General features: G+C 60.1%; 13 protein-coding genes and 1 riboswitch. Of the genes, 7 read left to right on the top strand and 6 right to left on the bottom strand.

From position 1 onward, the window contains the following. Both D3Z90_RS14195 and D3Z90_RS14190 read right to left on the bottom strand, forming a co-directional pair. Entirely contained in the window at positions 1–2,232 is a 2,232-nt protein-coding gene (locus D3Z90_RS14195; protein WP_136476571.1) for an Ig-like domain-containing protein, read from the bottom strand. 35 nt (positions 2,233–2,267) lie between these two features. Continuing rightward, the gene (locus D3Z90_RS14190; protein WP_136476569.1) at positions 2,268–3,614 is read right to left on the bottom strand and encodes a hypothetical protein; all 1,347 of its coding nucleotides are present in this window, start codon (positions 3,612–3,614) and stop codon (positions 2,268–2,270) included. A gap of 237 nt (positions 3,615–3,851) precedes the next feature. Between D3Z90_RS14190 and D3Z90_RS14185 the strand changes: the two genes are divergently transcribed. From D3Z90_RS14185 to D3Z90_RS14165, 5 genes are all read left to right on the top strand, one after another. Then, positions 3,852–5,321 carry a sensor histidine kinase gene (locus tag D3Z90_RS14185; protein ID WP_136476567.1) on the top strand — a complete coding sequence of 490 codons (1,470 nt, stop codon included), beginning with the start codon at positions 3,852–3,854 and terminating at the stop codon, positions 5,319–5,321. A gap of 176 nt (positions 5,322–5,497) precedes the next feature. Further along, positions 5,498–8,281 carry a multicopper oxidase domain-containing protein gene (locus D3Z90_RS14180; RefSeq protein ID WP_136476565.1) on the top strand — a complete coding sequence of 928 codons (2,784 nt, stop codon included), beginning with the start codon at positions 5,498–5,500 and terminating at the stop codon, positions 8,279–8,281. A gap of 31 nt (positions 8,282–8,312) precedes the next feature. Continuing rightward, positions 8,313–9,293, top strand: coding sequence for an SCO family protein (locus D3Z90_RS14175; RefSeq protein WP_136476563.1), 981 nt, complete (start codon positions 8,313–8,315; stop codon positions 9,291–9,293). Between the two features lie 105 nt (positions 9,294–9,398). Then, complete coding sequence (locus D3Z90_RS14170) at positions 9,399–10,895, top strand: HAMP domain-containing sensor histidine kinase (RefSeq protein ID WP_136476561.1); 1,497 nt, start codon at positions 9,399–9,401, stop codon at positions 10,893–10,895. Beyond that, positions 10,864–12,291 (top strand): sigma-54 dependent transcriptional regulator, encoded by a 1,428-nt coding sequence (locus D3Z90_RS14165; protein WP_136476559.1) that lies wholly within the window; start codon positions 10,864–10,866, stop codon positions 12,289–12,291. Before D3Z90_RS14170 ends, D3Z90_RS14165 begins: the two co-directional genes overlap by 32 nt. 342 nt (positions 12,292–12,633) lie before the next feature. On the opposite strand, the gene D3Z90_RS14160 is transcribed toward D3Z90_RS14165, so the two are convergent. The 4 genes from D3Z90_RS14160 to gspG all read right to left on the bottom strand — a co-directional run bounded on the left by D3Z90_RS14160 (position 12,634) and on the right by gspG (position 15,767). Then, positions 12,634–13,293: a TenA family protein gene (locus D3Z90_RS14160; protein WP_136476557.1), complete on the bottom strand. Its 660-nt coding sequence runs from the start codon at positions 13,291–13,293 to the stop codon at positions 12,634–12,636. Positions 13,294–13,296: 3 nt separating this feature from the next. Then, a complete protein-coding gene (locus D3Z90_RS14155) occupies positions 13,297–13,944 on the bottom strand; it encodes a TenA family protein (protein WP_136476554.1) in 648 nt (215 codons plus the stop codon). 44 nt (positions 13,945–13,988) lie between these two features. Beyond that, positions 13,989–14,103: riboswitch (TPP riboswitch) on the bottom strand. A gap of 38 nt (positions 14,104–14,141) precedes the next feature. After that, a complete protein-coding gene (locus D3Z90_RS14150) occupies positions 14,142–15,329 on the bottom strand; it encodes a type II secretion system F family protein (RefSeq protein ID WP_136476552.1) in 1,188 nt (395 codons plus the stop codon). A gap of 15 nt (positions 15,330–15,344) precedes the next feature. Next, complete coding sequence (gene gspG / locus D3Z90_RS14145; protein ID WP_136476550.1) at positions 15,345–15,767, bottom strand: type II secretion system major pseudopilin GspG; 423 nt, start codon at positions 15,765–15,767, stop codon at positions 15,345–15,347. A 176-nt stretch (positions 15,768–15,943) separates the two neighbouring features. Between gspG and D3Z90_RS14140 the strand changes: the two genes are divergently transcribed. After that, the gene (locus D3Z90_RS14140; protein WP_136476548.1) at positions 15,944–16,549 is read left to right on the top strand and encodes a lytic transglycosylase domain-containing protein; all 606 of its coding nucleotides are present in this window, start codon (positions 15,944–15,946) and stop codon (positions 16,547–16,549) included. Positions 16,550–16,700: 151 nt separating this feature from the next. Further along, complete coding sequence (gene mnxG / locus D3Z90_RS14135) at positions 16,701–22,571, top strand: manganese-oxidizing multicopper oxidase MnxG (protein WP_136476546.1); 5,871 nt, start codon at positions 16,701–16,703, stop codon at positions 22,569–22,571. Positions 22,572–22,586: the final 15 nt, after the last annotated feature.

The following is a 22,586-nucleotide window of genomic DNA, read 5'->3' as shown; positions in this document are numbered from 1 at the left end:
CTACTGCACGGTAACCGGCACGGTACGGACGGTGCCCTGGCTAGTGCGGATGGTCGCCGACGGTGTGGCTGTCGGGATCACCGTGGTGCTGTTGCTCACCGTCAACCGCCAGCGACCGGTCAGCGGTACCGTGGTGGTGCCCAGGGTGGCCAACCCGGTAGGGGTGGTGACCTGCACTGTAATGGTGTTGCCAGTCGTCACCGACGAGGTACCGGAGAGATCCCAGTTGTAGCGGTTGTTGGAACGCGCGGTGACGGTCGCGGCGGTGATGGCGAAGGTTTCTGCCGCCGGTCTTGGCGATACCTGCACGGTGACAGTTGCCGGTGCCGACAGGGCGCCGAAGCTATCTCGGGCGATGTAGCTAAAGGTGGCGGTGAACGCCGCAGTCACGTTTGCCGGTGGGGTATAGGTGACCTGGGTTCCGCCGTTGCTGACCGTGCCTTGGCCGGGGCCGGGTTGAGTCACTGAGTCAACCGCAAGAGGGACGTTGCCATCCGGATCGCTGTCATTGAGCAAGACGTTGATCGGCAGGGCGACACCCAATGTAGCGGCGGTGTCGTTGACGACGACGGGTGCGCGGTTCGGCGCAACGTTGATGGTTACCGTGGTGATCTCCGATTTCAGTCCTTTGCTGTCTTGGGCACGGTAGGTGAAGGTGACGGTCATTGGCGCTTCGACCACCGGTGGCGGGGTGTACTGCACTGAGGTACTGCCGTTAAGCGTGACGGTGCCTTGCCCGGTGATAGGCTGGGTGAGGTCGGTGATGGTTAGCGGTACGTTGCCGTCCGGGTCGCTGTCGTTGGCCAGCAGGTTCAAGGTCAATGCAACGCCAAAGCTGGTGCTGCCCTGGTCTGCCTGCGCCACGGGGGCCTGGTTTTCCGCTTCGACCGGCGCGTTGCCAACAATCACTACCGGTTCGGTATCACTGCCGCCGGCAGCGGATTTGATCGTGACAGTCGCTGGAGGTTGGCTCAGGTCATTGACCGTAAGGGTTTTCACAACGCCCGACCCGGACATCCGCCCGTACCCTTGGGCAACCAGGTCAGGAACCCTGACTTCGTCACTGGAACTGGCCTCGATCCGCAGGCGTTTGTTGGCCCAGTCGTACCGTGCAGAGGTCACCTTGACCACGTCGGTAAGTTTGCGCGACAGCGCAGTGGGGCGTTTCACGCCGGTTGGATCGGTGGCTGTGACCACGATCACCGGTGGCGGGGCGCTGTTGCTGTAGTGGTGGGCGAAGAACAATCCGCTTTTGTCTGTCAGCAGGTCGAACTGGCAAGGTGACGGCGGAGTGCCTGGCACCAGTGCAAGGCTTTCGCGAAAGCACAAGGTGGCGGTGTTCGGTGCCTTGGCGAATACCTCTACTCGGGTACCGTCAGCAGTACGTCGGTAAGTGGCTCGCTCCAGCTCTGCAGCCACCTGGCTGCGCGCATCGAGGACTTTGCCGGAAACGGTAAAAAGGTCGGTACGGATGGTCCCAGCGGGGCCCTTGATCTCTACGTAGTTGGTGTTGAACGGGCTACCGGTGACCTGTTCAGTGATGTTTGGGTCGCCTATAAAGGTCTCGCTGGCGGAGGTGTCCGGGTTGATTTCAGTGTAGGGACCACCGACACCGCGCAGGAATGGGCCAATTGCGCCTTTGAGCACGCCACTGAACACCCCGGGTGCACCGATGCCAACATCACGGGTGATGTTGATCGCCCTGCGTCCCGGTGTGGTGACGTTGACCGTTTCGACGCCGTAGGGGTGAGTGATGACATAGGTACCGGCCTGAGGCACCGAGACCCGCAGACGGATACGCGCGAAGCTCTGTTGGTCGCCATCGATCGGGTTCTCGCTGGCAAATGCTGCTTCGATGCCGGCGACATAGACATCCAGTTCATAGCCGCTGTTGCCTACCGCTGGAATCGATGTTTCAGCCAGGTACCAGAACATCTCTGGTGGCCAGTTGTCCGGAAACACCAGAGGCAGGGCATCATCGTAGATGCCAGGCTCAGGCAGCAGGGTACACATGTAGGCGGGCGGTACCGAAACGCCGACGCGTGAGCTTGTGGCCCTCGATTGGCACAGCTCCATCGACAGGTCATTGTTGTCCTGGTACCACATCGGGTAACGCCCGGTGGCCAGCGTGTAGGGGCCCGGATCGACTGCTTTGAGGCCGGCCCAGGCGGTGCCAGCCAGCGAGAGGGAAAGCCCGGCTGCGCAAAGCGCCAGGCGTGGCCAGTTATTCATGCTGCCTCCTGCTACGGGACGTGGCGTAAAGATGTTCATGGCACGAGCACCACTTCTTCGCTGTCGCTACCACCGTTGCCACTGGTCACGGTGACCACGGCCGGCGGGATCGGCGAGAGCCCGGTGATGAGAGTCTTGACCGCGCCAGTGCCGCTCATGGTGCCGATGACTGCTCCATTGCCGGTGAAGGCGTTGAGCACCGTCGTTTCGGTTTCATCACTGGTAGATGCGACCAGGGTCAGGTCGCCAGAGGCCAGGCTGAATTCGGCGCGCTGGATGACAACCAGGTCGGTGAGCGGCATCTTCAGGGTGGTCGGTGTGCTGCTGGGGATCGCCAACTGATTGTTGGCAGTCACCAGCAGATCCACTGGCAGACTTGGGTTGAGTGGCGATTGTGCGTACCAGGCACCCGTGGTGTTGGCTTCGGTAAGATTCAAATTAGGCGTTTGGCTGGTCAGGGCCGCGGTGCCGGGCGGTGGTGGGGCTTGCACGAAGATATCTTGTTGGGCGCGCAGGTCTCCGTTGTCGCTATGACGCGAATAAGTGCTGCGCTGTGCAATGACAGGGGTTGGCCGGACAACGTTGGAGAGCTTGCCCGAGACCGCGAACAAGGTGGTCCGCAGGTCCAGACCATTTGGGCCTTCGATACGTACGAAGTTGGTATTGAATGGGCTTCCGGTGACCGCTTCATTGAGATTTGGGTCGCCGATGAAGCGCTCACTGGCACCCGAGATGGGGTTGGTCTCGGTGTAGGGACCACCGACCCCGCGCAGAAACGGGCCGACATCACCTTTGAGTGCGCCGGTATAGGACTTCTGGCCGCCAATACCAATGTCGCGGGTCATATTGATCGCGCGCCGCCCGGCTGCTGGCACATCGAACACCTCGACACCGTATGGGTGGGTGATGATGTAGGTACCGGCTGTTGGAACATCGACGCGGATCCGCACCCGGGCAAAGCTGACCTGGTCACCATCGACCACTTCATCGGCGGCAAAAGCCGCCTCGACAGCAGTGCCGAAGCTCAAGTCGATCCCGCGGTTTGCGTCGACGATGGCTGCGTCGGCGGTAAACCAGAATGTTTCATCGGGGTAGTTGGTTGGAAAGCTGATCGGCTTGGTGTCATCGTACACGCCGGGTGCCGGGTTCAAGATGCACATGTACGAGGGAGCCCCTGGAGCCCCGGCTACCCGCGAACTGACCGCCGTGGTCAGGCACAGGTCGAGTACCCGACCGTGGGTGTCGTGATACCACGCAGCGAATCCACCGGTGGCCGGCAGGTAAGGGCCAGGGTCAACTTCGAACAGCGCGGCGTGGGCCGGCGCCTGGATCAGGCCAGCCAGAATCAGCAGTGCCAGTGGGTGGGGCGTTGGACGGTGCATGAGTCTTCCCTCTTGCAATCGGGCCCATGGGTTTGGGTCGTCTGCACAGGGTTCGGCAACTTCCATACCAGTTTTCAGAAACCCTTGCGGAGTCTGGCCTGGAGGGGGATTTTCGGCTTGGCGCCAGGGCGCTTGAGCGGGGCCGATGCCCCAGGGTTGGGGGTAATTGGGGGCGCAGGCGGGGCAATCGAAGTTAACTGGGCTATAACCTAAGAAGCCCTTTGCCAGGAGTTCGTGATGGACCTGCAATCACGTCTGGATTCACTGCCGCAGCAAGAAACCGTCCCCACTCAGGCAACGAGCCCCCGGCCTTTCAATTTGCTACGCTGGTACGCCTTTGTGAGCCTGGCAATTATCCTTTCGGTGGCGGTAGGACTGGGACTGATCTCCAGTCGTTTCGTTATCAACGAAAGTGTCGAGCGCGATGCACTGCTGACCGCGCAGTTCATCCAGTCCATTGCCTCGGCAGAAGTGCGTCATGTGTCGATCCCCAATGTACGCACCATGGGTGAGTTGCTTGATCCGCGACAGGACCAGAACTTCCCCGAGGTCAATCCGGTGGCGCGTCGCGATGCCCGCGGCGAGTTTCTCGACCACATCGCGCACCTGCCGGACATGCTTCTGGCCAACATCTATGCGCCGGATCGCACGGTGATCTGGTCCAGTAACCCGGCGCTGGTTGGACGGCTGATCGAGTCGGACGATGACCTGGACCATGCCTTCGACAACAAGGTCCGGGTTTCGGCCAGCTACCACAACGTCGATCAGGCCCGCAGCGAGCAGAAGTTCATTACCCCGCCGGAAAATTTGTTCATCGAGAACTACATTCCGCTGTTCGATGCCGACAATGAAAACGTCACGGCAATGGTCGAAATCTACAAAGAGCCTCGCGACCTTATCGATCGTATTCAATACGGCCTGCTGATGATCTGGCTGGCTGTGGCGGTGGGCGCGACGCTGGTGTATGGCGGCTTGTACTGGCTGATGTTCCATGCAAACCGTCATTTGGCGCGCCAGCAAAAGCGTCTGATCAACAACGAAACCTTTGTCGCGCTGGGAGAGATGTCTTCAGCAGTGGCGCACAGTTTGCGTAATCCCCTTGCCAGCATCCGTTCCAGCGCCGAACTGGCGCAGGAGATCGAGGAAGGCCCGGCGCAAAAATACATTGGCGACATCATCAGCCAGGTCGATCGCATGTCTCAATGGGTTCGCCAGTTGCTGCAGTCGTTGCGCCCCCTCAATGATGAGGTCGAAGCGGTTGAGCTGGAGCGGGTGCTGCAGGACAGCTTGCAGGCATTCAGCCTGCAACTGAAACGCAACGGTGTTGAGGTACGCCTCGATCCCCTCGCCAATGTTCGCGTACTGAGCCAATCAGTGTTGCTCGGGCAGATTTTCAATAGCCTGATTGCCAACGCGCTGGAGGCGATGAGCGAGGGCGGAATATTGCGCGTCGAACTGGTTCATCACAACCGCAAGAGTGTGACATTACGTCTGTGTGACAGTGGCAAGGGCATGAGTAGCGATCAACTGCGCATGGCCTTCAGGCCGTTCTACACCACCAAGCAGGGAGGGCTGGGAGTGGGACTGGTACTGGTCAAGCGGATCATGGAGCGCTTTGGCGGTACGGTGCGCTTGAGCAGTCGCGAAGGCAAGGGCACCTGCGTGCAAATGAGCTTTCGCGTGGTGCGTAAATCAGCGGGGGTTTGAGCGAATTTTTCGGGGGTTGGCAGGCCCAATAATGGGGGGAATTTCCCCGCGCATAGTCAATATCTTGTGAGTAGATGATGTAACTCATTGATAAAGAGTATGTACATATCTTGAAACAGTTTTGGCTGGGTAATTGCAAATCGACATTACCGGTAGCCAACACTGGGTGAAAGATCATGTTCAAACGCGTTCAATACCCCTTCTGCCTGAGCGCAGCTTTGGCGCTACTACTCGTCGCTGAAGCCTCTGCCAGTCCAATTGACGACGTTGACCCGCCGGAGCCGGGAGATCCGTCGGCGTTTAGCGATGTACCTGCCAATCCGGCAGCTGCCTTGAATAACCTGCTGACGCTTCCCGAGGCGAATGTCGGGGCGTTCGACCTGCCGGATGGTGTAGAGGGCGATCGAGACACGCCTCGGCAGGAAAATCCGCGGCCACCTGCCCAGCAGACATCATTCAATTACCCCACCAATGGCGCGCCAAGCCCGATGTTTGGCGCAGCGCCTTTTAGCCAACAGTTGTTGTTGTTCGAAGAATTTGGACCGACCCGCCTGGACCCTACCGCCCCCGCCGATTTGTTGGTGTTTCCTGCGCCGACCACCGGCCCTGCGCCGCAGCAGGACCCTGTCAGCGTTGCCCGTAGCGCTCCCAATGGTGCATTGCTTGATGCCTTTCTCAAGCAACCTGGACTGACACCATTTCCCAGTCAGTTCGCCAACGTGGTAGACCGCAACCCGTGGCAAACGCAGATCGAGATGTTCCTTAACCGTCATATTGGCGCACCTGCCGAAGGGCGGCCACCTGGAAAAGGCTGGTCGCACCAGCGCTGGAACGAGTTCTACCCGCAAGCCGCCTACAAGACAGCCCAGGCCGGTGCGCGAATCAATGGTGGCGTGCGCGATGCCACTCAGATGCATCACTACAGTGTTGGCGAGTTTGCCCCGGGCGGGTTGTATTACAACACTGCCGGGCAGGCCAATACCCTCGGTACCACCAAGGGCGTCGATACGCGTTTTCACCCCAACATGCCGTTGCAGGATCACAAGTCGATGTGGACCTTTGACGGCACGCTGCCTGCGAAGCTGCTGATGGTGCGTTACGGTCAGCCGCTGCTGATGCGTCACTACAACGCACTGCCGATTGATCCTGCGGCCAACCATGGTTTTGGCCTGCACACCATCAGTACCCATGAGCACAACGGTCACTCTCCCGCAGAAAGCGACGGCTATGCCAACGCCTTCTTCTTTCCCGGGCAGTTCTATGATTATCGCTGGCCGCTGCAATTGGCCGGATACGACAGTATCAATACCCGTGCCGAAGACCCACGCGCGGCATTCCCTTGCACACCGGGGGAAAAGCTTTGGGTCAATGACGCCGAGCCTGGGCTGAAAACTTGCGACAACGGCAGTATCCGCATTCGTGGCGACTGGCGCGAAACCATGAGTACTCATTGGTTCCACGACCATATGCTCGATTTCACCGCGCAGAATGTCTACAAGGGCAACGCGGCGATGATGAACTACTACAGCGCACTGGATCGCGGCAATGAAGCCTTTGCTGACGGTGTGAACTTGCGTCTGCCCAGTGGTTCGGCGTTGTCCTGGGGCAATCGCGACTATGACGTCAACCTGCTGATCGCCGACAAGGCCTGGGGCCAGGATGGCCAATTGTGGTTCAACCCGTTCAACACCGATGGCTTCCTGGGCGACCAGGTGCTGGTCAACTGGCAGTACAAACCCTTCCTCGATGTGCGTGCTCGCAGCTATCGCCTGCGCATCCTCAATGGTTCGGTTTCGCGCTACTTCAAACTGGCAATGGTGCGCGAAATCAAGGGCAGCGGCGGCGAGTTTGCCGGCCCCAAAGGCTCGGGTCTGTCTTATGCGCGGGTGCCGTTCCACATGATTGCCAACGACGGCAACATCATGGAGCACTCGGTGCCCTTCGACGGCAGCATGGACCTGGACGGTGACGGTAACCGCAACAATCACAACGCGATTTTGCCCACCCAGGGCATTGCCGAGCGTTTCGACATTATCGTCAACTTTGCCAGGAACGGTATCAAACCGGGTGACAAGTTGTACCTGATCAACCTCAAGGCCCACGACACCGGCAAAGGGCCCAAGGAAGATATCGATCTTGCCGATGTGCTTTCGCAGAAGTACCTGGCAGTCATCAAGCAGACCAGCAAAGGCCCGCAATGGGACAAGGGTGACCCGGCGGTGGGCAAAGTCCTGCAATTTAACGTCAAGGCCTACAGCGGCCAGGACCTGGCCATGGACCCGGCAGACTATGAACCAGCCAAACCGGGCAAGGCCGAAGGCAAGGTGATGATTGCGCTCAAGCTGCACCGTGACAACCCCGCCGATCAGGCGCGCCTGGCCCAGGCTCGCCACCGGACATTCATTTTCGGTCGATCCGATGGGACCGACCAGGTGCCGTGGACCATCAAGACGGACGGCGGCCTGGGCTACAACATGGACCCGCGTCGGCTCAATGCCTCGCCACAATTGGCAACCGGCCCCACCGATGCGGGATTCAGCGGCGCAGGAACCCTGGAAGTGTGGAAGATCCAGAACGGTGGCAATGGTTGGAGCCATCCGGTGCATGTGCACTTCGAGGAAGGCATCATCCTCAGTCGCGGCGGCAAAGCGCCACCGGAATGGGAAAAATGGGCGCGCAAGGACGTCTACCGCATCGGCAACGAGAGTGACGGCCTGGATAACGTCGAGATGGCGATCAACTTTCGCGAGTTCGCCGGTACCTACATGGAGCACTGTCACAACACCCAACATGAGGACAACTCGATGTTGCTGCGTTGGGACATTGATCACCCAGGCCAACTGCAGTTGATGCCAACGCCATTGCCCAGTTGGGACGGCGTGCAGTACATCAACTCTGCCGCGCTGCCCACCTGGCGCAGCGGGGATGGCAAGGGGCCGCAGGTGAAGATCAACAAGTAGCCCTTGGCCAATGGCGAACGAGGTGTGAATCATGCGGCGACTTTCAATCTGGTTCGGCGCAGCACTGCTGTGCTGGGCCCTCCAGGGGCTGGCTGAGGATGCCACACCTTGGGGGGCGGATTACTTTCCCAACACACTCCTGACCGACCAGGATGGTCGGCAGGTGCGCTTTTTCGATGATTTGATCAAGGGCAAGGTGGTGGTGGTGAACTTCATCTTCACCGGTTGTGGCGACTCGTGCCCATTGGAAACTGCGCGCTTGCGCCAGGTTCAGCAACTGCTGGGCGAACGCGTGGGTAGCGATGTGTTTTTCTACTCCATCAGTATCGATCCGCTCAGTGACACCCCGCAGGTGCTCAAGGCTTACGCAGAGCGATTCAAAGTCGGCCCCGGGTGGTGCTTTCTGACCGGTGACAAGGAGCAGATCGATGCTTTGCGCCGGCGTCTGGGGTTGTTTATCGAAGGGGTGGACAACGGTCGCAGTCGCGACCACAACCTGAGTCTGATTGTTGGCAACCAGGCCACCGGTCGCTGGATGAAGGCCTCGCCATTCGAAAACCCCTGGATTCTTGCCGACCAGTTGGCCAACAGCCTGCAGAACTGGAAGGCGCCCAGTAGCGAGCAGAGTTACGTCCAGGCACCGGACATACGCCCGCCCAGCAGCGGCGAAGAGTTGTTCCGGACCCGTTGCGCCGCTTGCCACAGTGTTGGCCCTGAAGATGGGCAGGGCGTTGGTATGCGCAATGTTGGTCCGGATCTTCTGGGCGTAACCCAGCGACGTGATCGCGCCTGGCTCAGTCGCTGGATACGCGAACCAGATCGCATGCTGGCAGAGCGTGATGCCCTGGCGCTGACCCTGTTCGAACAGTTCAATCGGGTGGCCATGCCGAACTTGCGCCTGTCCTCGGACAACACTGACAGTGTTCTGGAGTTTCTCGAGCAGGAAGCTCGGCGCCAGGGCGTGTTTGAACAAGCCCAAGCGCTAGACGACGAGGCGGCTATCGCCCAATAGAGGCAAAATACTATCAGTGAGCAGCGGATCATTAGAATTGATGTGAAACACCAGAGCCTGACTGGGCTATACATTTAAAAAAAAACAGCCCGCCAGGAAATATCAATGCAGGTGCTGAATAAGAAACAGGCCGATGAGGGCCAACCGTTCCATGCGTCACCTGATCGGAGCTTGCGCGACTTCAATTTGTTGCGCTGGTTTTCCGTGGTCAGCCTATTGATTATCACTGCCGTGGCGGTTGGCCTGGGCTATGTCTCGACGCGCTTTGTGGTCAATGACAGCGTTGAGCGGGATGCCATGCTCACCGCCCAGTTCATCCAGGCCATGGCCAAGGCAGAAGTGCGCCATTCGCGTATTCCGCCGGGCACAACCATGGCGCAGTTGTTGGATCCGCGCCTGGACAACCAGCATCCGGGAATCAGTCCTGACCTGGTGGCCTCCACTCGTATCGAATTTCTCGACCACGTCGAGCACCTGCCCGATACCTTGCTGACCAACGTCTATGCCCTTGATCGCACGATTGTCTGGTCCACCAATGCGCAGCTTGTTGGACGCAAGATCGAAGGCGATGATGACCTCGATGAATCATTCAATTCGCAAGTGCCAGTATCAGCCAGCTACCACAAGGCCAACGAAGACCGCGACGAACAGAAATTTTTGCGCGAGCCGCAGTACCTGTTCATCGAAAACTACATTCCAATGTTCGACGAAAGCGGCACGCAGGTGCTGTCGATGGTCGAGGTCTACAAGGAGCCGCAGGATTTGGTTCGGCGTATCCAGCGCGGCTATGTATTGATCTGGACGTCGACGCTGCTGGGCGGCGCGCTGATCTACTTTGGCCTGTTCTGGATCGTTCGCCGCGCTGCCAGCCTCCTGCGCGCCCAGCAGAGCAAACTGGTGGCCAGTGAAACCTTCGGCGCCCTCGGCGAAATGTCTTCGGCGGTGGCGCACAGCTTGCGTAACCCGCTGGCAACTATCCGCACCAGCGCCGAGTTGGCGCAGGAAGTGGCCAGCCAACATTCGCAAAAGAATATCGGTGACATTATTAGCCAGGTCGACCGTATGTCGCGTTGGGTGCGTGAGCTACTGGTGTCCTTGCAGCCGTTGAAGGACGATGCCGAAGCCGTCGACCTGGTCGCGGCAGTAGAAGACACCTGCAGCGCTTTTGCCTATCAGACCGAGCGCAATAAGGTGCAGCTTCAGGTGGATACACCGTCGAAGGCGTTGGTGATTAGCCAGCCGGTGTTGCTTACGCAGATTCTCAACAGTCTTTTTTCCAATGCCTTGGAGGCAATGCCCGGTGGCGGCCGGCTGACCCTGCACGTGCGTGAACTGACTGATGAAGGCAAGATCCAGCTAGTCTTGAGTGATACCGGCAAGGGCATGAGCCAGCAGCAGGAACGGATGGTGTTCAAGCCTTTTTTCACCACCAAGCAAGGCGGTCTTGGCGTCGGCCTGGTGTTGGTCAAACGAATAATGGAGCGTTTCGGCGGCGCGGTCAGTCTGACCAGTCGCGAAGAGGAAGGAACCCGCGTAAGCCTGACTTTCAATGTTGCAGCGGGAGGGGATCATGGAGCACAGCATCCTGGTGGTGGAGGATGATGAAATCCTCGCAGAAAATATTCAGACCTATCTAGAGCGAAAAGGTTTTGAGGTCACCGTTTGCCATAGCGCCGAGCAGGCTCTGGAGCAATTGGCTCAGTGCCAGCCCGATGCGGTGTTGACCGACAATTCGCTGCCGGGCATGAGTGGCCATGAGCTGATCAAGGCCCTGGCCGTGCGTGCGCCGGAACTCAAAGTGATCATGATGACGGGCTACGGCAATGTCGAAGATGCCGTGCTGGCAATGAAAGAGGGCGCTTTTCACTACCTGACCAAACCGGTGGTACTGGCCGAGCTCAAACTGATGCTCGACAAGGCGCTCGCGGCCGAGCGCATGGAACGCACGCTGTCGTTCTACCAGGAGCGTGAAGCGCAGAAGTCCGGAGGCCAGTCACTGATTGGTGAATCACCGGCCATGCTGAGCCTCAAGCATACCCTCACGCAATTGCTCGATGCCGAGCGGCGCATGGCCAGCGGCGACTTGCCGCCAGTCTTGGTCGAGGGGGAAACTGGCACGGGCAAGGAGCTGGTGGCTCGGGCCCTGCATTATGATGGCGCGCGAAGCAAAGGGCCGTTCATCGAATTCAACTGTGCGTCGATTCCAGCCAATCTGCTGGAGGCGGAACTCTTTGGCCATGAGAAGGGCGCGTTCACCGATGCCAAGGACCGCAGGGTCGGCTTGGTGGAGGCGGCCGATGGCGGCACGCTTTTTCTTGATGAGATCGGTGAAATGGACCTGCTGCTGCAGGCCAAGCTGTTGAAGCTACTCGAGGACCGTACCATTCGCCGTATCGGTGCGGTGAAGGAGCGTAAGGTCGATCTGCGTATTATTAGTGCCACCAACTGCAACCTGGAGCAGATGGTGCAACAGGGCAAGTTTCGCCGTGACCTGTTCTTTCGCCTGCGCATTATCTCGATCAAGGTTCCCAGACTGTATGCCCGGGGTGAAGATATCCTGTTGCTGGCCCGGCATTTCCTCAGCTTGCATGGCAAGCGCTACGGCAAGACCCATCTTTATTTCAGCCCTGAGGCTGAAGAGGTGCTGCTCAACTACAGCTGGCCGGGCAACGTGCGGGAGTTGCGCAATATGCTTGAGCAGACGGTATTGCTTGCACCTGCCGAAGAGATTGCTCCGCACCAGCTCAACGTGTGTATGAGTCTGGTTGATGAGCCTTTTGAAATGCCGGCCCCGGCTTTTCATGAAAGCCATGGCAATGGGGAATCTGCGATTTCAACCAGTTTGCCGGAGGTGGAGCGGGAAATGGTGCGCAAGATGCTCGACCGCACAGACTGGAACGTGACGAAATCGGCCCGCCTTTTGGGGCTGAGTCGCGATATGTTGCGCTACCGTATCGAGAAGCTTGGCCTGAGCCGGCCGGACAAGCGTCAGTGGTGAGGGTGTATGGGTCCACCCGATTTTGCACATATCCAATGGCGATGGTGGCGTTGAGTCACCTTTGCGCCCTTACGGCGCCTTACTTTGGCAGTCGCCCCAAAGTAAGCAAAGGGCTTGCCCCACCAGGGGCCCTACGCTGCGCTTCGGGTCCCCTCGCTACGGTGTCGCTACAGGGCATTGCGATCTACGCGTTGCAAGCAACACTACGATTCGCAACTTCGGCCAAGCCGAAGGCGCTGCGCGCTAGCCCTTTCGCAACACCTTCACTCGGCCCTTCTGGTTAACGGGGCGAGTGGATCAAGAGCAAGATCAAGAGCCAGTGCCAGTGCCAGATCTACAGGATTATTCAGCATTTAGGCCCATCTGCCAGAAGTCTGCTTCCAGGCGCGAGGCTTGGGCGAATACTTTGACCAGGTCCTCGAAGCGTCGTTCTGTCATTGTTCTTGAGGCAAGGTCGTCCAGGTGGGCGCGCGCTGCGCTGGCGACATGTTGGTATCCCGCGCCAGCATATTCGCCAATCCAGTCCCGGTAAGGGTGATCGGTCAGGGCTTCGATACCCTCGGGTGTCAGGTTGCGGCCTATTTCGGCATAGCCGATGACGCACGGTGCCAACGCCACGTGCAGGTCAAGCAGGTCTCCGGCGGCACCACAGTCCAGCACGAAGCGGGTGTAGGCGACGGTCGCTTGATGCTCGGGTGTAGCCGCCAGGTTTTCGGGGGAGAGTCCCCAACGCTCGCATAAACGTACATGCAGCTCGGTTTCATCAAGGATCGCGGCCAGCCCCGCCTGCGCCGCGCGTATGTCGCTCAGGGTACGGCTTTTGTAGGCTGCGAGCGCCCACGAGCGGGCAAACTGGATCAGGAACAGATAGTCCTGCACCAGGTATTTGCGAAACGCTGGCTGCGCCAGGGTGCCGGCACCCATCTGGCGAACGAAGTCGTGGTCTACGTAGCTGTTCCAGTCAGCCGCGGCTGCCTGTTTCAGGCGGTCGAAGATATCCATGGTTTATCCCTTGAGGTCGTAGGCGGCGTCGAAGAATGCGTGCTCCAGGGCAACGGCGCGCAGGAAGAAGTCGGTGCTGATCTGCGCTTGAGCAGGGCCGACACGGTCCAGTTCGGCGCGCAGGAAGGCGACGAAGCTCTGGAAGTCGGGGTTGTCATGCAAGGTTATCCATTCGGCATGTTCGAAGCGCGGCGGCAGTTGCTTGGGCGCGCGCAATGCCCAGTCCAGATACAGGCCTTCCGCAACGTTGAGCACGGCCAGGGCGGCGGCATAGGAGCGAGTCGCTGCCGCTTCGCGCATGATCGCCTTGAAACCTGCGGTGGGCACTGCGTCGGGTGCTTGCTGGCGCTGCGTTGGCGTCACCCCGAGGGCCTCGAACGCGCGCAGGAAGTAGGTGTTCTCTTCGCCGCTAATTACGCCGGTGAAACGTCCCAGGCGAATGCGCGCCTCGAAGGTATCGGCACTGGCAATGGCGGCGCCGAGCAAGGTCAGGAAAGCATCGATGAAGCGGTGATCCTGGATCAGGTAGTTGATCAGCACCGCATCGTCGAGGGTGCCGTCGAGCAGTTCGTTGACGAAGCGGTGCTCGACAGATTGCGTCCAGCTCGGCTCGCTCTGGCGGCGAAGGGTGTCGGTGAAGCGTTCGGTCATGGTACTGGCCTCAAAGATGGCGACAGTGAGACCGGCAGAGAGGCAGGTTGGCAATCCCCCATCCCTTCGCCGGCATTATCCGGATCAGGTTCGAAGGGTCACCGCGCTGCAGGTGCCAGCGGTTTCTCAGCCTGTTGCCAGGCTCCCCTTGGTGGCCGAATCTATACAGCAAGCAGCCAGGATTGTCACGTTTGTCACTAATGAATGCTGGAGGCCAATTCGAAGATCGGCATGTACATCAGAATAACGATCAGGCCGATCAACAAGCCGATGAAGGTCATCAGCAAGGGCTCGAACAGACGGACGAACCATTCGACCCAACGGCTGATTTCTTCATCGTAGAAATCGGCGCTGCGTTCCATCATCTGCCCTAGGTTGCCTGATTGTTCGCCGGCTCTGAGCAAGCGTAGGGATACCGGCGTGACCAGTTGCCCGGCTTCGAGCGCAGCTGACAACGACAGGCCTTCACGTACCCTTTCACACGCAAGTTCCAGCCGCTGTTTGGCGGCAAGGCCAAGCAGGCCGCGGGCCATTTCCATGGCGGTGAGTATGGGGATGCCGCCTTGCAAGAGGATTCCCAGGGAACGGTAGAAACGCGCCAGCTCGTACATCACCAGGCGTCGGTGCAGGGCCGGCAGGCGTTCGAGCTGGCGATTGAGCCAACTTCGTACCCGTGGATCCCGACGCAGCATCAGCAGGCTGGCGATCACACCCACAACACCCAGACCCAAAGGCGCCTGCTGGGCATGCAGGAACATTCCGGCCTGCATCAGCCACCGTGACAGCCAGGGCAGTTCAGTGCCCAGGCCCTCGAACACCAGACTGAAACGCGGCACCACATAGCCCATCAGAAACAGCACCACGCCACCGCCGACGATCAACAGCAACAAGGGATAGATCGAGGCGCTGACGATTTTCTGCCGCACCTCGTCCATGCGCTGGCGGTAGGCAACGTAACGCCCCAGGGCATCGCCAAGGGCCCCGGTTTTCTCGCTGGATTGCACCAGGGCGATATACAGCGGGGGAAACACACTGGGCAACTGCCCCAACGCCTGGGAAAAGGATTTGCCTTCATACAGCAGGCGTACCAATTCCCCGAGCGTCTTGCGCGCCTGGGGTGCCGATTCTTTTTCGGCCAGGCTTTCCAGGGCATCAATCAACGGCAGGCCAGCGTTGAGCAGGGTGGTCAGCTCCTGGCTGAACAACACCAGGTCGAAGGTTTCCTTGCGACGCCAGCGCATTTTGCCAAAGCGCTCACAGTTGCGCACGCTGACCACCCGCAGGCCTTGTTGCTCAGCCTGCAAACGAGCTTGTCCAGCGTCCTGGGCATCGAGCGTAAGCAGGATCACCCCGGACTTTCCCAATGCCTTGAGCTCGTAGCGCATGTGTCGCTCCTCCGCTTACTGCCAGCTGGTGACTTCGGCGTTTTCACCCTCGCCGCCGGGCTGTCCGTCCTTGCCCATCGAGAGCAGGTCGTACTCACCGTTCTCACCGGGTTGGCGATAGATGTAGTTGCGGCCCCACGGGTCCTGGGGGACTTTTTTCTGCAGGTAGGGGCCTGACCAGCGTGTCTCGTCGCTGGGGGCAGCGACCAGCGCCTGCAGGCCTTGCTCGGAATTGGGGTAATGCCCCACTTCCAGTCGATAGAGATCCAGCGCTTTGCTCAGGCCTTCGATCTGCGCCCGTGCCACCTTGGCCTCAGAACGCCCCAATTGACTGAAGTACTTGGGTGCAACTATGCCCGCGAGCAGCCCCAGTACCACCAATACCACCAGCAGTTCGAGCAGGGTGAATCCCTGTTGCGAGTACTTTTTTTTGTTCATGACAAGGCCCTCCATCGTGCGCCTGCAAGGCCTCATGCAATTGCCGTGCGCGTCTGCTGCAAGCCTTTGCGCTGCGCGGCCGGCAAGGCGGCACAGTGCTTGCGTCAGTAGCCTTGCGCCTCGGCAATCGGGGCATATGCCCCACTTTTCGGGGCCGCAACGGGGAGGGCGGGACCATGTACTGGTTATCTGCAGGAATCTTTGTCTGGCTGACCTGGGTGCTCCCGGTACAAGCCGATATGTACATCTCTATCAAGGCTGACGGCAGCTATGTGCTGTCCAACGTTCACCGCCCTGGCCGCACCTATCAACGGGTCATCAGTGAATCGGCAACTAGCCTGGCCAGCAGCGACCAGGCGCAGATGATCACCGGTATGCCCTATGCCGAGCTGGTCGCGGCGGCGGCTGAAGCCAACGATGTGCCGGCGGCGCTACTGCATGCGGTGATCCAGGCCGAGTCTCGCTACAACCCTAACGCCCGTTCAGCCAGCGGTGCGGTCGGCCTGATGCAGTTGATGCCCGATACCGCCCGGGAACTGGGGGTTACCAATTCGTTGGATCCCGCCTCGAATCTGCAGGGCGGGGCACGCTACCTCAAACGCATGCTGACCCTGTTCGACAACGACATCACCCTGGCAGTGGCCGCCTATAACGCCGGCCCGGATGCGGTGCTACGAAGGGGCCGGGTAGTGCCGCCCTATGCCGAGACCCAGAGCTACGTGCCAAAAGTGCTGCGCCAGTACCGTCGGCTGCAGGGGCTGGCTGTGGATGCGCCGCTGTAGGCGCGCTCCCCCGAAATGGGGAATAACGGGGAATACCCCCCAATTGAGATTCATTCAATAGCGTAGGTGGTTGAAATAAAACAATAAAAAACTCTGGCATGAGGTTTGCTCAAGCCTTTTCAGAGTCCACTTGCACCACCAGAGGCACGCCATGATGACTCCGATCAAAGGCTCAGTCCTGACTTCACTGCTGATCACTGCCGCCACCTTGGGTTGGCAGACAGTCAGCGAAGCTGCCGTGCGCTGCGAGCGCAATCTGGTGGCCAACGTAGTGGCGCTCGACCAGCCACTGATGTTCAACCGCCTCGGTGCCCAGAATGCCAACGGCATGATCTTCGCGTTGCGCCGCGATGTGATTGATGAAAGCCAAGTCACCCTCGACCAGGGTGGCGCAGCAGTGCCGGGCAAGGTCACGTTGCGCCCGGACAAGCGCCCACGGCCGATTGTGCTGCGGGTGGCGGCCGGTGATTGCCTGACCGTCAATCTGCAGAACCTGCTGGCTTATCAAGCCAACCCCAACAAGCACGGCATCGATCACGAAGAAGAGAACGAAGTCGAGGGCGAGGAGGGCGAGGAAGACGAAGGCGCTGAAGCGCCTGAAGGTGCTGAAAACGAAGTGGTCGATGATCAGGTCACCGACCGCCATGTCGGTTTTCAGGTCAACGGCCTGCAAGCAGTCAACAGTATTGGCGACATCGCCTCCAACACCGGGCGCAACGGCAACTTTCTGGTGGCGCCGGGCAGCAGCCGCAGCTACACCTTGTACGCCGAACGCGAAGGCGTATTTGCCGCCTCCAGCCGTGGTGCCCCGTTTGGTGGGGAGGGTGCCGCAGGCAACGTTGCCAACGGCTTGTTCGGCCAAGTGATCGTAGTCCCCAAAAATGGGCGCACCTACCGTAATACATTGACCGAGGAAGAAATGCGCCTGAGCACGGTTGGCCGGGCGCCGACCGGCCAGCCGATTGTCGATTACAAGGCCCGTTACCCTCAGGTCGAGCCCTGGATCCGTGAAGGCAAGGCCGGCTCGCCGATCATCGCCATGGTCGACGGCAACGAGATTATTTCCAGCGACTCTGACGCAATCGTCATGGGTCCCAATGACGACGGCAGCTTCCCGCCGTCCACCTACCCACTGGAGAGCATCGGCAAGCGCAACCCGGCGTTGCCCAACCGCCTGGAGCCTTTCCGTGACTTTGCCTCGCAGTTCACCGATGAAGTTGCAGTGACCCAGGCGTTTCCTGGTTACTGGGCTGACCCGGTAATGGGGCATGTGCTCGAACCTACCCGCGACTCGTTCATGATCAACTACGGGTCCGGTGGCATGGGCGCAGAGGTCATCGCCAACCGCCTGGGCGTGGGACCGATGCATGACTGCCTGTCCTGTGCCTACGAAGAGTTTTTCCTCAGTTCGCACACCGTGGGCGATGTGGCGATGCTGGTGGACGTTCCGGCCAACGTTGGCCTGGAAAACATACGTCCAGGGGAAAAACCTGGCGCCGAACAGGTTGGGGTCAAGGCCACCATGGCGCTGTACCCGGCCGAGCCTTCCAACGTCAACCACAGCTACATCGGCGATTTCGTCAAATTCCGCAACACGCACAACGGTCACGAGCAGCACATTTTCCACCTGCACGGACATCAGTGGCTGTTCAACCCCAACGACGACAATTCCGACTATGTCGATGCCCAGGGTATCGGCCCCGGCGCCGGCTATACCTATGAAATTGCCAACGGCGGCTCGGGTAACCGCAACCGCGTGGCGGGCGACGCCATCTACCATTGCCACTTCTACCCGCACTTTGCCCAAGGCATGTGGACCATGTGGCGGGTACATGATGTGTTTGAAGAAGGCACTCGCCTGGAGGTTTCCGCACAAAGCGAAACCGGCTATCACAGCGAGCCCTATGCCTTGCGCAGCGGCAAACCGGCCGTTGGGGCACGCGCCTTGCCAGACGGCGAAATCATCGCCGGCACGCCGATCCCTGCTGTTGTGCCGCTGCCAGGCAAAGCCATGGCACCGATGCCGGGCAAGGTGGCAGTTATTCCGAAACTCGCCGAAACCCTGGTCGCCGAGCATGATGACGACGACGAAGAAGAAGAGGGCGATGACGACGCCTCACAGCATTCCAGCGCCCCACGGGCTATCGGCTCGGTCGCCCTGGTGGATCGTGGCTTCGAGAACCGCAACGCCGATGGCAGCCTGAAGAACCCTGGCTATCCCTTCTGGATTGGCGGTATCGAAAGCACCGTGGGCCAGCGTCCACCCACCCCGCCGCTGGACATGCTTGATCCGGCCATGGCGCAGGCGCTGAAAAGTACCGGCAACGCGCTGTGGGCCAACCTTGATCCGGCCCAGGTCGGCGGCTGGGATGGCGGGCTGCCGCGCCATGCGCTTGACGGCATGGCCGCTGGCGGTGAGGCAGAGGTCACCACCACGGCATTGGATTTCTCCAAGCAGATTACCAAGGCCAAGGCGGTGTTCCTGCCCGAAGAGGGCACAGACGTCGAACAAGCCGCGATGAGTTTCCATTCAAAACTGGAGCACCCAAGCTTTGCGGTATTGCCAAGCAATCAGCTGGTTGCGCGCAATTTCCGCACCAATGGCGCTGCCCCCACCGCGGGCGCTCCTTACTACGAACCATGCATGGATGACCGCGCCAAGCGTCTCACTATGGCCGCTGGCAATGGCGAGTTCAACAGTGGTGAGCGCCTGGACAGCATGACTTTCACCGGTTCTTCGACCTTCACGGCCGATCGCCCGCGCATTTACAAAGGCGCCAACATCCAGTTCGACGCGGTGTACAACAAAGTCGGCTACCACTTCCCGCAGGCGCGCATCATCAGCCTCTGGGAAGACGCCTGGGCGGTGATCAACAAGCAACGTCCACCTGAACCGCTGGTCATGCGCATGAATACCTTTGACTGCGTGATGTACCAGCACACCAACCTGATTCCTTCCTACTACGAGATGGATGACTATCAGGTGCGTACCCCGACCGACGTGATCGGCCAGCATATCCACCTGCCAAAATGGGACCTGACTGCCGCCGATGGCTCGGCCAACGGCTGGAACTACGAAGACGGCATTCTCTCGCCCGGCACCGTGGTCGAGCGTATTAAAGCCATTCGTGAGTACAACAAATGCACCAGCGGCGATCCGCGCGAGGGCAGTGCCGAGTGTCCGGTGGCCAAGGCGCATCCTTACTTTGGACGCTACGGGCGTGCCGACTGGATGGGCGCCCGCACCGCCATGCAGCGCTGGTTCATCGACCCGGTCGTCAACGTTCATAACGTCGACCGTGGCCTGGGCACCATCTTCACTCACGACCACCTTGGCCCATCGACTCACCAGCAACTGGGCCTGTACGCCACCGTACTGGCAGAACCTGCCGGCTCCACCTGGTACCACGCCGAGACAGGCGAACTGTTGTACAACCCTGCTCTGCGTGAAGATGGCGGGCCGACCTCATGGCAGGCCGTGGTCAAGACCGGTGACCTGGACGGTGACGGTCGCAACGACAGCTACCGCGAGTTCTTCCTTGAGTACAGTGACTTCCAGCATGCCTACGAGGCGGGTGTATACGTAGGTGCCGGGCCTGACGGGGTACCAAATGCCCAGGCATTCCCGGCCACGCCCGACAGTTTCCGCTACGCCATCAACCCGCCGGTGCGCAAGGAAGCCGAAGGTCTACTTGAAGCGGTCACCGAAGCCCGGGGCGGCTTGATGCCGAACTGCCCAAGCCGTCCATGCCCGCAAGCGATTTCGGTCGATGACCCTGGCATGTTCGTCGTCAACTACCGTAACGAGCCATTGGCACTGCGGGTTTTCGACCCCTACAAAGTGGCACCGGACGGCAAGCGCGGGATGCAGGCCGACGGCCTGGCGGGCGACCTGGCCTATGCCATGCAAAGCCGCACTGATCGGGTAATTCCGGCACTCAACCTGGCACCCTCGGCGGTCACCTATGCCGTGGGCCCAACCGGCGGCACCACGCTGTTCCCACCGCATGTCAACAAGGGCGGCAGCGAACCGGGCGATCCGTTCACCCCCATGCTGCGTACCTACTCTGGCGACAATGTGCGCCTGCGCATGCACGCCGGTGGCCACGAAGAGGAACACAACGTAACCCTGCATGGCGTCAAATGGCTGCAGAACGGCTCGGGGTTCGGTAACAGCTCCAATTCGGGGTGGAAGGCCTCGCAGATGGTGGGTATCTCCGAACAGTTGGGGTTCATGGCGCCTGTGTCGATGATCTCCAGTTCCTCGGCACCCAACGGTGACTACCTGTATTCCCTGGACGCCTCGCTGGAAGGCTACTGGAATGGCTTGTGGGGCGTCATGCGTAACTACACCAACAGCCGCAGCGATCTGTTTGCCCTGCCCAACAACCCGCAACCAATGGCGGCGCGCAATACCGTGGCATTCGACGGCATCTGCCCACGCTTCACCGCCAACCCCAATGGCATTGGCACCCGGTCAACCGTCAAGCGCAACTACGAGATTGTCGCGGCGTTGGCCAACGATATCCTCGGCAATCCGCTGAACCTGAGCATCACCGATGCTGCTGGCGTCGGCCAACACGTCGGCGGACCGCTCAAGGCCAACGGCGGCACGCTGGTGTACAACTCGCGGCCGGTCAGTATTGCGCAAGTGACAGTAACCGACCCTGAAGATGGCGAGACCTTCACCATTGGCGGTCAGAGCGGTCCGCTGCACGACCCGACTGCCGTGCTCTATGTGCGCAAAAGCGACCTCGACCCGATCACCGGCAAGCTCAAGCCCGGTGTGCCGATCGAACCGCTGGTGCTGCGCGCCGCCGCTGGTGACTGCCTCAACGTGACGCTGGAGAACCGCCTGCCAACGGTCATGCCGGACCTGGCCAATACCGCTGTAATGCACGGTATGGTCAAACGCAACCGCAATGACAGTGAGGGCTCCACCACCTTCAACAACAACCTGATGCGTCCATCCAGCCATGTCGGGCTGCATGCGCAATTGCTGGCCTACGACATCACCAAGTCCGATGGTGTCAACGTCGGCCTCAACCCGGTGCAGACCGTGCCGCCGCGCACCGGTAGCAGTGGTGCCTATCCGAGCAAGGTCTATCAGTACTACGCCGGGCACCTGGAGCGTGAAGGCAAGCCGGTATCGCAAACCGGGCGTTCGGTCGACAACATCAACACCACTGCAATCGAGTTCGGTGGCTTGAACCTGACCCCTGCGGATGTGATCAAGCAGCCGCAGAAAGGTCTGGTCGGGGCGATGAGTATCCTGCCACAGACAGCGACCTGGACAGAGGATGCTGCCAGCCGCGCCTCGGCCACCGTCCAGGTGCCGGGCCTGAACCCCTATCGCGACTTCACTCTGGTGTTCCAGAAAGCCTTGAATACCCGCTGGGCCAGCGGGCGGCCGGTGGAAGGCATCGCGGCAGAAGGCAACGGTGTGCCAACCGATCCGCAGGACAACTCGAACATGGCCATCAACTACAAGACCGAGCCGTTGTGGTACCGCTTCGGCCTGGCCCCGAATGCGCCGTTCGGGCATGCCGATGGCAATGGTTGGGCGGATGTTCCTAACGCACACATGGCCTACAGCAACGCCCTGGTTGGCGGCGATCCTAAAACCCCAGTGCTCTGGGCAAAGCCTGGGCAGGCCCTGCGCACCCATGTACTGATGCCGACCGGCGGCAGCCGCGGCACTACCTTCCAGCTGGATGGGCACCTGTGGCCATTGCACAACTTCCAGGCGGAGAAATCCGATGTCGGCGGCTATCCGTTGAGCCTACCGGGGATTGGCTCGGTGCGCTTCGGATACAACCCGCAGGCCATGTACATCGGTGCCCAGGAAAGCGTGCTGCCGGCAGCGCACTTCAGCTTCATGGTGCCCAGCGCCGGGGGCAGCAACGCGGTGCCCGGTGACTACCTGTTCCGTGACTACGCTGCTTATGGCAACTCGTCCGGGCTGTGGGGGATTCTGCGGGTAACGGAAGAAGCGCCACCGACTACAGCGCCAGCGCAGTAAAGGGAAGGGGGAGAG

The organism is Pseudomonas sp. DG56-2, assembly GCF_004803755.1.
Taxonomy (GTDB): Bacteria; Pseudomonadota; Gammaproteobacteria; order Pseudomonadales; family Pseudomonadaceae; genus Aquipseudomonas; species Aquipseudomonas auratipiscis.
This window is presented reverse-complemented; position numbering and strand designations above follow the sequence as displayed.